The organism is Paenibacillus sp. JT31N11 (assembly GCF_056269285.1).
Genome location: NZ_JBWDNQ010000006.1, coordinates 292,088 through 305,955, shown reverse-complemented (window position 1 = coordinate 305,955; position 13,868 = coordinate 292,088). Strand labels below are relative to the sequence as shown.

Here is a 13,868-nt window from a genome sequence, read left to right as displayed (position 1 = left end):
CCCCTTCAGCTCATCATTTGTTTGGCCGTCTCGCCGATCATCCGGATTCCCCTGCCGATATCCTCATCGGATACCCGGGAGAATCCGATCCTCATCGTATTCTGCCCTCCGCCGTCCGTGAAGAAAATATCGCCCGGCGTAAAGATAACGCCCTGCTTCCGGCATGCATCCAGCAGCTCCCTTGTGCTGAAGCCCTCCGGGAATGTGACAAACAGATGCAGTCCCCCGTCTCCGGAAAGCGAGGTATAGGGAATATGCTCCCGGCAGCAGTGCATCGTCCATTCGTATTTGCGTTTATACTCGGCTCTCGCTTTCTTCAAATACTTCTCCAGATTGCCATTGTACAGATACTGGTACAGAATCGACTGATCCAGCGTAGAGGTATGAATGCTGCGGGCTCGCTTGACGCTTTCCAAATAATAGATCAGCTCCCGGTCAGCCAGCACCCAGCCTACGCGCAGTCCCGGAAACAGCACCTTGGAGAAGCTGCCGATATAAACCACATTGTTGCCCTGGCCGGCCGCTGCAATGAGCGGCGACACATGAGAGCCCGAGTAGCGCAGCTCCTCGTTGAAGCCATCCTCTATAATCGGAATCTGATAGCGCTCCATCAGCTTCATCAGCGCAAGCCTTTTCTCCGGCGACATCACAATGCCCGTGGGATTATGATAGGACGGAACGAAATACGCGCAATCATAGGCACGCTGCTTAAGCGCCCGCTCCAGCTCCCCGAGGTGGATCCCGTCCCGCTCCATTGCGATCCCGGTTATGTCGAACCCGTGCAGCTTGAGGTTCTTGAGCGCCGTATGGTGAGTCGGATTCTCGCAGATTACGGAGCCGCCCGGCCTGCTCAGGGCCGATAATACAATGTCGAAGCCCTCAGTAAACCCGTTGGTGATGAGAATATCCTTGCCTTTCAGATCGACTCCCTTATGATCCATGTAGCGGAGCAAATAATCCATCAGGGGCTTGTAGCCTTTGGCATACCCGTAATTCAGCAGCACATTGCCCTCCACCGACATCCGGTCCAGAAAAGCCCGCTTCACATTATCCAGATCAAACAGCTTCTCGTCGGGCGCAATGCTGGTGAAGGAAATCGTTCCCCTGTCCGCCCGTATGCCGTGCTTCATCAGATCCAGCTCCTCGGCCAGCCGGGCATTCCCGTTCAAGCGGGCCGTCCAGTCCATCTGCCAGGATGGAGCCGCCGCACTGGCGTTATCGGCGAGCGCTGCCACGTAGCTGCCTTTGCCCTGGAGCACATAGACGAAGCCGTCCGCCTCCAGATCCGCATAAACCGCCATCACCGTATTGCGGCTGACCTTCAGCAGCCCGCCAAGCTCGCGCGTGGACGGAAGCTTCTGCCCCGCCTGCAGGGCGCCTTTTATAATTAACCGCTTCATGTAGTCCTTTACTTGAATAGCTACCGGACGTTCATCTATGAGTTTAAAATCATTAAACACGGTTCATCGCCCCCATAGCTATCATGGCACAGAAGGAGGGTTAAAAAAAGAACCACGGCCCTGGATTTTTAATCCGGTCGTGGTTCATGCGGTTTGCCCGCTGTATCAACGATAATTGTGCGAGCTCCGCGTGCGGAAACGTCTTCCGATGCTTCGCAGGTGTTACAAGCGGGTTATCTGCTTGTCACTCATTGAAGAAGCTGTTGTACCCAGCTCCGCCGGTTATTCGCCATTATAGCGAAATAACATAGCCTGAACCGCTGGCAGTCGGGAAGGACAGCGTATCTCCCGATAACTCATATTCAACCTGCAAGCCTGTCGACTGATCGGTGACAGATGGCTGGCGATGTGCAAAAGAAGGATGCTGAATAATCGCCAGCTGCCCTTTCCTTGAGCGGATTACCGCTTGCTTCAGCGTCCCCTGCTCCCACTCCATATCAATTACGAAGCCGCCCCGGGCTGCCAGACCATGCACATGCCCGCTTGGCCAGGCGTCCGGAAGAGCCGGCAGGAGCTGTACCGCATGCAGATGGCTTTGCATCAGCAGCTCGTTGACAGCCGAGACCGCCCCGAAGTTGCCGTCGATCTGAAAAGGCGGGTGGGCGTCGAACAAATTCGCATAGACGCCGCCCTGGCTGGCATCCATCGTCACCTCGGACACCGTGGTCACTCTCAAGGCATGGGTCAACAGCCGGTAGGCCCGGTTTCCGTCCAATAGACGCGCCCAGAGATTCATTTTCCAGGCAATGCTCCAGCCGGTCGAGAAGTCGCCCCGCGCCTCCAGCGAAACCCTGGCCGCATCCGACAATGCGGGATCCAGCGCAGGAGATATCTGCCTGCCGGGGAATACGCCCATCAGGTGGGACACATGCCGGTGCGAGTTGTCCGGATCGTCCTCCGTGATCCTCCACTCCCGCAGCTGCCCCCAGCTGCCGACCTTCACGCCGGGGTCCAGCTTGCCCAGCTTCGTCTCCAGCGATTCCCGGAATGCCGCATCCTCATCCAGCGCCTTGCTTGCCTCAATCGTATTGCTCAGCAGATCCCAGATCAGCTGCTGCGCATAGGCGACGCCATCCTCGTCAGGGCCATGCTCCGGCGACCATTCCATCGGCGCCACCCAGCTGCCGCCCGGAGCGAGGACTAGGCGGTCAAGCCAGAATTCGCAAGCGCTCTTCATGACGGGATAGGCGGTACGCGCCAGATAATCACGGTCAAGCGTATAACGGTAATGCTCCCACAGCTGCATGCACATCCATGCGTTGGCGGGATTATTCAACCGCCAATCGGAGTAGCCGAAAATGTTCATCTGCGTATAAACGGTCCAGCCCCTTGCGCCCATCGACTGCGCCGTGCTGCGCCATACAGGCTGAACAATGGCCTGATTATAGATAAAGTCCAGGTAAGGCTTGTCCATCTCGGACAGATTCGCGGATTCGGAAGGCCAATAATTCATCTGTACATTAATATTCGTATGGATATCGCTTTGCCATGGCGGCGTGTTGGAGTTATTCCAGATCCCCTGCAGGTTCGCCGGAAGCGGCAGCCCCCGGGAAGAGCTGATCAGCAGATAACGCCCGTACTGGTAATAGAGCACTTCCAATGCGGGATTAAGCTCGCCTGCGGAATATCCGGCCAGCAGCTCGTCTGTCGGAATTTCCGGTTTCTGTTCATTCAGACTGAGCTGAACCCTGCCGAACAGCGCCTGGTAATCGTCCCTATGCCGCTCCAATAGCTGCCCGTACGACTTGGAAGCAGCTTCATTGATTTTCTCCGTAAGCGCTGTGGATAGTCCCGTTCCCGTATAACTTGGAGAGTGGGGATCATAATCGGTTCCCGCTGCCGCCAGAATGGTAACGGCATTGGCATTGCTTACGATAATTCCATTCTCGTCTGAAGTAATGGAACCGCCTTCACTTTGGATGAGAAACTGCGCTTCATAGGAAAGAACCGTCAATTTCCCTGTCAGCCTGGCCCGGTTTCCCGAATAGGCAATAATGCCATCCCGGCTGTCCGCCAGCTTGAAGGTAAAGCTGATTTTGTTCGCTTCGCTGCATGTAAACCGGGCCACAATCACGTCATCCGGGCTGCTGCAGAAGTATTCCCGCTCGAACCGCGCTGCTCCGATGCTGTAGCTGACGCGGGACACGGCCTGCGCAAGGTCCAGCTCCCTCCGGTATTCCGCTGCCTCTTCTGCATCCGGGAACGCCAGATAGATATCCCCGAAGTTCTGGTAATTGCCTAATGATTCCGCCGACCCCGTCCAGAGGGTCTTATGGTTGAACTGGATATGCTCCCGCTGCGTTCCGCCGAAGATCATCGCCCCCAGCATCCCGTTGCCGACCGGCAGCGCCTGCTGCATCCAATCCTCAGCCGGCTGTCTGTACCACAGGCAAAGCCTGCTATCGGGGGCACCGGATAATTCTCCTGCATGTTCCCCCGGATTGTTGATACGATTTTCCATCATTTTGACCACCTTTCTAACGCCGTTCTTTGGCTCCTGAAGCAGGTTTCTTCATCTTCGTATGATTTGGATAAAAAGCCCTCCCTTGACAAGAGCGGGAGGACTTACGATTTAAAGGATATCATATGGGATGTGATCATGGAAGCAGAGGCTTCATATTGAAACAAAGCCCCCGCTCCGCAAATGAAAGCTTATTTAAATGAAGCGTCATACGCCTTTTGCATGATTTCCAGATAACGGCCGACCTTCAAATCTTCCAGCCCTTTGACATAGGAATCCCAGTCTTTGTCCAGATCCTTGTTGCCGGTAATGAACTGAAGCGCGCTCTGATCGACATAGCTCTTGATGTTCGTCTGCAGAATGCTCGCTTCATCCGCATCCGCCGCATCTACCCACAGTGCCCAAATCGGGAAGAGCTCCTTCGGCTCCTTGCCTTCGTACAGCAGCGTCGCATTGTACAGTCTGCGTTCATAACCGTCCGGCGCATAAATATCCGTGCCTTGTACGAAGCTGTCACGGTATTCTTTGGGCTGGTAGAAATGTCCCATGCCGCTCCAGCCCGCATTGGAAGGAGCGGCTCCCTCTACCGCAGGAATCAGCGTAAATTGAGGCTTCACATCCTTGCCCAGCGCCTGCTCGCCTTCTACCGGATCCTTCCAGCCGATGCCCTTCATGCCGTTTGATGCATTGGTTTCGCCTTCCGGCGTGAACATGTAATCAACCATCTTGATCAAAGCGATTTGCGCTTCCTTGCTGGCCTTGTTCGTAATGACGAATTTTGCGCCAGATGAAACGCCGCCGCCATCATGAGTCGCATAGGAAGCATGAGGTCCGGTCAGCGGAGGAATCGCATCGTAATCGCTGCCATTCTTATTGCCCGCATCGGTATTCACGAAGATCGCCGGATGCATGGCTGCCGCCGCACCCAGAATTTGCGCGTCTGCATTCTCGCCGATTTTCTTGAGCGTGTCGGCATTTTGCGTAAACGCGCCCGGATCGATCAAGCCCTCGTCGAACAGGGATTTAATATAAGCCAGGCCTTCCTTCCACTCCGGCTTGTTAGCCACCGTGTCCACTTTTCCGCTGGCAAGGCTCAGGTAATTCCGGTCGTCGTCATAAATGAATCCATTCATCAGATAGGGGATAACGTGAACGCCGAAATCCTCTTTAGATCCGCTAAGCGGCACTTCGTCCGCTTTGCCGTTGCCGTTGGGATCATTATTTTTAAACGCTTCCAACACTTTTTTGAAATCCTCGGTCGTTTTTGGCGTTTCCAGGTTCAACTGCTTCAACCATTTGCTGTTCAGCCACATCTTGTTGGGATATGAACAGTGAAAGCATTGGGTGAAAGCAACAAGTCCATAAATATTGCCGTCAGGCGCTGTGTTATACGCTTTCAAATCAGGGTATTTTTCCATGGCCGCTTTAATATTAGGCGCATACTGGTCAATCAGATCGTTCAAGGGAATAAGCACGCCCTGTTTGCCATACTTCAGAACATCGCCTTGCGAGAATTGGTCGATGTAAGCCGTCAGCATATACGCTTCCGGATAGTCTCCGCTGGCAAGGGAGATTTGACGTTTTTCTTTGGCACCATCGTAAGGGATGATCTCCCAGTTGAATTTGGCGTTGAATTTCTCTTCAAGAAATTGCGTAAATTTATTCGTCTTGAGATCCGTGCCCTGCTCCTGCTGGGCAAATAAGCTGATCTCTACCGGCTTCGCGCCTGCTTCCCCTGTTCCCGCTCCGGCTGCGGCATTGGATGCCGTCCCTGTTGTATTATTCTTCTCCGAGCATGCTGCCAGGAACATGCTGACCATCGTGACGATGATGACTAAGCTTACCAATCTCTTTTTCAACTTATTTCCTCCCCTATGAATATGTATCCTGAAAATACTAAAAGCTCATGATTATGGTTGTTTTGGCTCGGGTTCTATACTACATAAAAATCACCCCTTTCATCAATGGGGATAAACCCCAGTTATTATCCCTTAACCGAACCCACCAGCATCCCCTGGACGAAAAAGCGCTGCACGAACGGGTAGATGATTAGAACAGGCAGCGTCGCCACGACAATCAACGAATATTTGAGGAGCTCGGCGAGCTGCTGTCTCTCGACCATTTTCATCGCGTCCATGGAGCTTGCGCTGTTGTTCAGCACGATGATGCTTCTGAGGATCAGCTGCAGCGGGAACAGCTCCGCAGATTTGAGGTAAATCAGAGCGTCAAAATAAGCGTTCCATTGACCGACGGCATACATCAGCACGAGCACGGCAATGATCGGCTTGGAGAGCGGGACGACTACGCTGCGCATGAAGCGCAAATCGCTGCAGCCGTCGATTTCGCTGGCCTCCACCAGCTCATCCGGGATGGAGGCTTGAAAGAATGATCTGGTAATAATGACCTGCCACACCCAGATGGCGTTCGGAATGAGCAGCGCCCACCGGGAATCGATCATTCCCATTTCTTTGACAACCATGTACGTCGGAATCAAGCCGCCGCTGAAAAGCATCGTGAACGTAATCAGCATCATGAGCACATTGCGCCCGTAGAAGGTTTTGCGCGATAACGGATAGGCAATCATGATGGTCAGCAATACGCTGATCACCGTTCCCGCTGACGTATAAAACAGGGAATTGCCATAGCCCTCCATGATTTGCGGGGTATGGAACAAGGTCTCGTACCCCTTGAGCGAAAAATCGACGGGCCACAGCCAGACGCGGCCGGATGTGACGGCCGACGGGCTGCTGAACGAGCTGCTTACGATATAGATGAGCGGATATAAGACAATTACCAGCACAAAAGCCAATGCGACATAAATCGCTGTCAAAAATATTTTATCGCCTGTTGAATCCCTGATCGCTGTTTTCATAGCCGACATAGCTGCACTCCCTTTTTACCAGATACTGTTGTTGGATACCCGTTTGGCAATCCCGTTGACGACTACCAGCAGAATAAGATTGATGAATGAGTTGAACAAGCCGACCGCAGTCGCAAAGCTGTAGTTCGCATTAAGCAGCCCGACCTTATACACATACGTCGCAATAATTTCCGAAGTGGATGTAGTAAGCGGATTCTGCAGCAGATAGATCTTCTCGAAACCTATCGCCATAATGCTTCCCACATTCAAAATGAGCACAATCGTGATCGTGGGCAGTATCCCGGGCAGATCCACATTCAGTATCTTCTGGAAGCGCGTCGCTCCGTCTACCTTGGCCGCCTCGTACAGCACGGGATCAATGCCGGCCAGCGCCGCCAGGTAGATGACGGCCGAATAACCGGCTGTCTGCCAGATATCGGACCACACATAGATGGAGCGGAACATTCCCGGTTCGCCGAGGAAATTGATGGAATCCATGCCCATGGCATTCATCGCTATATTGACAAAACCAAGTCTCGGAGCCAGAAACAGCATAATGATGGAGACCATGACAACCGTAGAGATGAAATAAGGCGCGAAGGAAACGAGCTGGACAAGCCGCTTGAACCTTCCGACGCGTATTTCGTTCAGGCCCAGTGCCAGCAGAATGGGAATCGGAAATCCGGCGAGCAATTGATAGCCGCTGATGAGAATCGTGTTCTTGATCAGCGTCCAGAACATCGGATTATCAAAAAACAGTCTGAAATTGTCGAATCCGACCCACGGGCTGCCCCATATGCCCTTCATTACGTTATATTCCTTAAAGGCAAGAACCGCGTTGAGCATCGGGTAATACTTGAATATAAGGAAGAACAAAGCCGGCGGAAGCACGATCATATACAGCTGCCAATGCTTCTTCAGGCTCTTCCCTGCGGATTCCGCGAAGCCTGCCCTGCCGCTTCGCGGAAGCGTCCTTTGATTGGTTAGTGTGTCCGTATCCAAAACAATACCCCCTAATGTATCGATGCCTTATGAAAGGTGACAGCGCTTTCTACACGACTGATTGTATGTGATTTTTCCGGGCAATGAATAGGTACATCTGGGTCGTTTTGCGTACAGATTTCCTTGTTTCGGGGGTCCATTTGTCCGCAGCAGCGTCCTCTAATCCCTTGTATATCAAGGGGGAACGACATTCAAGTCCTTGTGCGAAGCGGGATTTGGGAGGTACCGGGCATTCATCAGGAGGATGTATTCGTCTGCACAATCGTTAGAAAAAAATCCCGGCTGCACGAGGCAGTCGGGATTATCATTCACCGGCAGATTGTCTGTATGAGCTTGGGGAGACTCCCATGACCCGTTTGAACGCTCTGCGGAAGGAATGCGAGCTGTTATAGCCGACACGGGAAGCGATATCGTCGACGGTGTAATCGTTCTTCTTTAATAATACGGCAGCATGATCCATCCGCACCTTCTCCAGATGATCCGATAAATTCGTTCCCGTCACATCCTTGAACAGCTGGGAGATGTATTTCTCGGGGCGCTCCACCTTCTCGGCAATGCGGTAGAGATTCAGATCTGGGTCCATGTACGTCTTGGCAATGTACAGCGTAATCTGCTCGATGGTTCTGGTGTGGACATCATTCTTCTTGCTTGTGATAACCCCGCACAGGGCTTCCATAATGCCATCGATCTCGCGTGTAACCGGCTCGATCGCTTCCTTGGCCTGAATGCCGATAATCCGGTTCTTGACATTCTCGAACACCTCGGACTCCATGAAGGACTTCTGATCCAGCAGTTTAAGCAGCGTTCCCTTCAATTCCTCAATCAGCTGCTGCTTCATATCGATGGAAAGCTCCCTGTTCTCCACATTCTGCGAGATGACAGAGGCGACAATCCGCCTGGCTTCCTCGATATCCCCGCTGCTGATCGTGCTGATAAGGCGAAGCTCAATATCCAGAGGGTAATAATAGGTCGCACTCTCCATCCGGGTATCGCTGAACCACAAAATCCCTTTCCGGTTCATATAGGCCGCATACTCCAGCGCCTGCTTGGCCTGCTCGAAGGAATGGCTGGCCTCCATGACGGAAGGAAAGCTATCGCCCAGGGCGACGGTTACGGTAATGCGGTATTCCTGAAGCACGAAGTCAGCAAGCTGTTCCAAAAGGTGCTGGATCTTGGCTCTGCGGCTCTCTTCGCCCGGCTCCTCTTCCCCCGATGTGAAAACAAGCACCATGCGGTCGGAGCCCAGATCCGTCATCTGGATATCGCTGCCGCTGTCTTGCAGAGCCTGCTTGAGCAGCAGCCTGGCGGCGCTGAGCTCGTTCAGGATTTCCACGCTGTCCATGCCGGAGTAGCCGTGAATCTGCAGAATGCCGGCATAGCCGCTGTTCATGCTCAGACCGGTGTCTGCCTGCCCGGCCGCAGCGATAATTTCCTCCCGCGATTGAAATTCGCCGGCGATCAGCCGTTTGAGAAAAGCGTCCCTGACCAGGGGCATCTGGCGGCTAAGCTCGGTCTCCAGACGCTTGTTGTTGATCAGCATATTGGATATATTTCCCTGCAGAAAATCATATTCGTTGCGGCCTGCCGGAACTTCATCCTTGCCGAAATTCTCCTTCATGACCCCCAGCAGCCGGTTGATCGGCGCGCTGTTGCGGTACGAGAGCAGCAGCCCGACCAGCAGCCCGACGACCAGCGCAATGCCGGTGACCCACCAGGTAATAAGCTTGATCTTGTTGGCATTCTCCATCAGAACATGCCGGGGGATTCCCGCCTGATAGACCCAGCCGTTTGTTTTGGAACGGATCGTGACGACCAGATCGTCATCATAGAATTGACTGACCTTGGATTCATCGAACTTGGGATCCGCCGCTAAAGCGTCGATTTCCTGCTCCTTGATCCCTTGTATGCTGATCGTCTGTCCATCCGCATCGCTGATATGAGACCAGCCGTTATACCGCTCAGTCACGCCTGACAGCAGGCTGTTGATCAGCTTCTGGTCAATGGTAATCACCACGGTCGCCGGCGAAGAGTCGCTGAAGCTGTCCAGTGGCAGCGATTGCATATAGGAGATGACGGAGGTCTGCGCGCCGTTATCCATATAGGAGCGAAGCGGCATGATCTGACTTCGATGCGTTTCCCCGAGCACCGTCTTCTTCCATTCCTCCAGAGACATATCGTTATAATGAGAGGTCTCATAGTAGTATTCCGGCCGAAAATAGGACGAACCCAGCGTCAGGATCGCATTGTAGTTTTTCAGATAAATGAAAAAATGCTGCAGGAAATCATTGGTCTGGCTGACCGCCATCACGTCCCGCATGACCTTCCATACGCCGTATACATTCGTCTTGTCGCCCTTCATATCCTCATTCATCAAGACGTTCAGGTCCTGGTTCAAAGCCAGCTGTCTCGTGTAGCCCTCGACCTCAGCCATTCTGCGCTCCAGAATCTCCTTGCTCTTCTGAAGCTGCATGACGCTGTTATCGATGGATATCGACTGCGTAACATTGATGGAAGTGCGATAGGACATATAGCCGGCCGCACTTGGAATTATCAGAATGACAATATAAGAAATCAGAAATCTGCGAAATATTCTTGAATGCTTAAGCACCAGCCCGCTTTCTCCCTTCCAATAATGACAGCGCATTCAAGTTGACAGCTTGAATGCGCTGAAGTTAGTTCCTTTAATCATAAACGATTTTACGCTTCCATGTTTCTTGTTTTTGTGAACTCAGGATGGCAATTTAAGCCTTTTGCTTATTAGGCCTGCTCTCCCTGCACGAAAGGAATGGTCAGCGGCCCCTGCGGCATCACGGCTACCGTCATCTCCTTGCCGTATTTAGCCGTCAAGCCCTGCAGGGCGGCATCCACGCTGTCCGTCGGGGTCATCATGGCAGCCCGCACATCCTCTTCAGACAGTGTCGAGTATACTATAATATCGGCCCAGACTTGAATGACCGCCTGCTTCTGCACCTGCCATTGATCGAACAGACGGAACTTGGGATCATTAATCATGTCCAGGATCTCCCGGGGCGTTGGACGCATCCGCAGGATATCGGCGTAGTTCCCATGAGACGGAATCCCGTCGGAGCATTCCGCCGCACAGATGATGGTTCCCCCCTGCTTGACGATTTTGTGGGCGGCGCTCATCCCCTTGACCGCCTGGTATAAATTCTGATCGAGCGGATAGCCGGAATTGGAGGTGATGACCACATCGAAGCGCTCCTTGACCGGCACCATCGTGTGCTCCGTCACATAGGCGCAGCCTATTGCGTGGGCAGCGAACAGCTCGCCGGCGAACACCGCGGTAATCGCCTTCTCCTTGTTCAACGTAACATTCAGCATAAAATGCGGCGGGCACATCCGGTTTACCTCCGACGTCATTTCCTGCAGCGGATTTTGGACCATATTGCCCCATGTCGACCGGGGATCGCCGATCATTCTCGCGTTATGAAAGGTCATTATCGTTTCGATACCGGCTATTCCCGGCATAATGCCCTTGGGCCCTCCGGAAAATCCGGCAAAGAAGTGCGGCTCTATGAAACCGGTTACAATTCGAAAATCAGCCTCCACATATTCCTTGTTCAGCCATACCTCACAGCCGAAGGAGCTCGTACCGACATGGGTCAGCTCCTCCTTCTCATGGCAGTGATGATTGATGATCCGGATCCGGTTCACCACATCCTCCCCCAGCATCCGGACAAACTCCTCGCGGGTCTGGTCCCGGTGGGTTCCCGTTCCGTTGATAATGACGAACTGCGCCTCCGGTACAAAGGACAACTCCTCCAGTATCCAGGGAATCAGCTTCTCATTGGGGGTAGGTCTTGTGATGTCACTGATTACGATGGCAATCCGGTCAGTTGGCCGGACCAGCTCCCGGAGGGGTGCCAGACCTTCCGGTCTGCGCAGCGCCTCCGTCACGGCTCCCTTCTCATCGGCAAGTCCAGCCTGGGCCGCCGGCTCAATAATGACCGCATGGTCCGGGACCTCGATGCTCAATCCACTTTTGCCGTAAAGCAGCTCCGCTCTCATTTTCTTTCGCCCCCTGAACTATTCATATAATTTATAGAGTGCCTGCGTCCCGCTGTTCTCCTCGCCGGATGCGGCCAGCCGCTCATACAGCGACTTGGCAAGGCTGAGGCCATGCGCCTGCAATCCCATCGCTTCCGCCGATTCCAGGGCGATCCCCATATCCTTGATAAAATGCTTCACATAAAAGCCCGGATCGAAGTCTCCCTTAATCATCCGTGGCGCCAAATTGCTGAGCGACCAGCTGCCTGCCGCTCCGCTTCCGATGCTTTTCAGAACGGTATCGGGATCAAGCCCCGCCTTCTCCGCATAACGGATGGCCTCGGTCACCCCGAGCATGTTGGAGGCAATCGCGATCTGGTTGCACATCTTCGTATGCTGTCCCGAGCCCGCCGATCCCTGGTACACAATATTCGTGCCGATCGCTTCGAAAATAGGACTGATGCGCTGGAATACCTCTTCTTCACCGCCGACCATAATGGACAGCCGGGCTTCACGCGCGCCGATATCTCCGCCCGATACGGGGGCATCCAGACTGAAGCACGCCTGCCCGCGGGCAGATTCCTCTAGCCGCTTGGCCAGCTCCGGACTTGAGGTGGTCAAGTCCACCAGCACCGTGCCCGGCTTGGCGTGCTTCAGCAGCCCCTGTTCGCCGTAGTAAACTTCTTCGACATCATGCGGGTAGCCCAGCATCGTCATCACCACATCGGAATGCTGCGCCAATTCCGCCGGATTATCATGCCAACGGGCGCCTTCCTCCAGGATGTCCTCCGCCTTGGACTTGGTCCGGCTGTACACATGCAGCGAATAACCGGCTTTCATTAAATTGCGTACAATGCTTTTCCCCATCACGCCGATCCCGATAAAACCGATGGCTGGCTTAACCTGATTTGAGCTCATTATTATTCCTCCCGCTTATTCGTACTTGGCTTCATTGTAAACAATTCCGTCCCGGCAATAAACAGAAAATATTTGCGCTAGCTTATTTATACCGCTCTCCGGAGGGGATGGCAAGAAGCGGCCATGCCTGTCCGGCATATTGTCTACCGCCATCTTGCGGCTCCGCACCGCGAGCTGGCAGCTAATTCGCAGTGCGAAATAGACGCGCGAACGCCAAGACTAATCCCCTCCCTGGCCCGCCATCGTTAAACGGGGGATATTCCTTGCAGGATACGCTTGCCGCATTGTCGAAAGGACATAGAACAGATAGGCGATGGCGGAAGGGAGTCTTACATATGGCCGAATTGTCTGAGCTTAAACGGGTGAATATCTATCTGGTGGCGGGCATTCGTACGGCGGAGCCGGTGTTCCGGCCGCTCGCGGATGCGCTGCGCAACCGGTTCGGGCAGGAGAATCTGAATGTGACCATTCGCATTCTGTTTCCTTATGGCGGCGAGCATAACAGCACCATGAGACAGATCCGGTCCGCGCGCCGGGATGTCCGGCTCTATCCCGAGCAGGTGCAGCAATCTGCCGGGGGACAGCAGGTCAGAACGCTTGTGCGGACGCTTGGCGCACGCGATCCCATTCTGCTTATCGGCTATGGCATCGGAGGAGCCGCGGCCTATCATGCCGCCGAGCTGCTGGAGCAGGATGGCTGCGATATCCGCTTCATTGCCCAGGTGGGATCGCCAAAGGTGCCGATCGGCAGACATTTTCAGGGGAGAGTCGGCTACATCGTCAAGAAGGGAGCGTGGCTGGAAGGCGATCCCCTGGCCTGGCAGGGGAGCTGGTCCCATGCCAAGTACCGCTTCGCCTCGCACCGATACCCCGGCCTGCTGTATAACTCGCAGGAGAAAGGGCGCCGCTATTACGCGCCAGACAATGTCGCCATGCTGGATGTGGAAGGACAATCGCCGAACTATTTCTCCCCCAGAGCGGGGAGAGGCGCCGTATCGAATCTCGCGAAGACGATGAATATGATCTGGAATTGGTTCTATGCCTCTTCTGCCGTCCGCTAGCAGTCCAGTGAAAAAAATCTGGCTGCGCCTGTTCATCACCGGACTTCTGGATTTCGCTAAAACGCCCGGAAGCGAAGCCTGACAGGGGGCTGCTTTCC

9 protein-coding genes are annotated in these 13,868 nt (G+C 53.9%); 1 reads left to right on the top strand and 8 read right to left on the bottom strand.

Annotation, left to right across the window (positions count from 1 at the left end; translation table 11 throughout):
- Nucleotides 1–5 precede the first annotated feature (5 nt).
- The 8 genes from AC0YNV_RS22060 to AC0YNV_RS22025 form a co-directional block, all read right to left on the bottom strand.
- Nucleotides 6–1,460 carry an aminotransferase-like domain-containing protein gene (locus AC0YNV_RS22060; RefSeq protein WP_475769933.1) on the bottom strand — a complete coding sequence of 485 codons (1,455 nt, stop codon included), beginning with the start codon at nt 1,458–1,460 and terminating at the stop codon, nt 6–8.
- Nucleotides 1,461–1,692: 232 nt separating this feature from the next.
- Entirely contained in the window at nt 1,693–3,924 is a 2,232-nt protein-coding gene (locus tag AC0YNV_RS22055) for a glycoside hydrolase family 95 protein (RefSeq protein ID WP_475769932.1), read from the bottom strand.
- Nucleotides 3,925–4,112: 188 nt separating this feature from the next.
- A complete protein-coding gene (locus tag AC0YNV_RS22050) occupies nt 4,113–5,780 on the bottom strand; it encodes a type 2 periplasmic-binding domain-containing protein (RefSeq protein ID WP_475769931.1) in 1,668 nt (555 codons plus the stop codon).
- A 125-nt stretch (nt 5,781–5,905) separates the two neighbouring features.
- The gene (locus AC0YNV_RS22045) at nt 5,906–6,802 is read right to left on the bottom strand and encodes a carbohydrate ABC transporter permease (RefSeq protein ID WP_475769930.1); all 897 of its coding nucleotides are present in this window, start codon (nt 6,800–6,802) and stop codon (nt 5,906–5,908) included.
- 15 nt (nt 6,803–6,817) lie between these two features.
- On the bottom strand, nt 6,818–7,678 hold the full coding sequence (locus AC0YNV_RS22040; RefSeq protein WP_210044781.1) for an ABC transporter permease: 861 nt from the start codon (nt 7,676–7,678) through the stop codon (nt 6,818–6,820).
- 409 nt (nt 7,679–8,087) lie between these two features.
- Entirely contained in the window at nt 8,088–10,391 is a 2,304-nt protein-coding gene (locus tag AC0YNV_RS22035; protein WP_475769929.1) for a helix-turn-helix domain-containing protein, read from the bottom strand.
- A gap of 149 nt (nt 10,392–10,540) precedes the next feature.
- Entirely contained in the window at nt 10,541–11,812 is a 1,272-nt protein-coding gene (larA, locus tag AC0YNV_RS22030; RefSeq protein WP_475769928.1) for a nickel-dependent lactate racemase, read from the bottom strand.
- An 18-nt stretch (nt 11,813–11,830) separates the two neighbouring features.
- The gene (locus tag AC0YNV_RS22025) at nt 11,831–12,709 is read right to left on the bottom strand and encodes an NAD(P)-dependent oxidoreductase (RefSeq protein WP_475769927.1); all 879 of its coding nucleotides are present in this window, start codon (nt 12,707–12,709) and stop codon (nt 11,831–11,833) included.
- Nucleotides 12,710–13,044: 335 nt separating this feature from the next.
- Here AC0YNV_RS22025 and AC0YNV_RS22020 point away from each other — a divergent pair, with 335 nt between their 5' ends.
- Nucleotides 13,045–13,770, top strand: a complete 726-nt coding sequence (locus tag AC0YNV_RS22020; RefSeq protein ID WP_475769926.1) for a hypothetical protein — start codon at nt 13,045–13,047, stop codon at nt 13,768–13,770.
- The last annotated feature ends 98 nt before the right edge of the window (nt 13,771–13,868 follow it).

What these genes read in the sequence shown, in the direction of transcription:
- AC0YNV_RS22055 (WP_475769932.1), bottom strand. Translation starts at nt 3,924, where the DNA reads ATGATGGAAAATCGTATCAACAATCCGGGGGAACATGCAGGAGAATTA.
- AC0YNV_RS22045 (WP_475769930.1), bottom strand. Translation starts at nt 6,802, where the DNA reads ATGTCGGCTATGAAAACAGCGATCAGGGATTCAACAGGCGATAAAATA.
- AC0YNV_RS22040 (WP_210044781.1), bottom strand. Translation starts at nt 7,678, where the DNA reads ATGATCGTGCTTCCGCCGGCTTTGTTCTTCCTTATATTCAAGTATTAC.
- larA (WP_475769928.1), bottom strand. Translation starts at nt 11,812, where the DNA reads ATGAGAGCGGAGCTGCTTTACGGCAAAAGTGGATTGAGCATCGAGGTC.
- AC0YNV_RS22025 (WP_475769927.1), bottom strand. Translation starts at nt 12,709, where the DNA reads ATGAGCTCAAATCAGGTTAAGCCAGCCATCGGTTTTATCGGGATCGGC.
- AC0YNV_RS22020 (WP_475769926.1), top strand. Translation starts at nt 13,045, where the DNA reads ATGGCCGAATTGTCTGAGCTTAAACGGGTGAATATCTATCTGGTGGCG.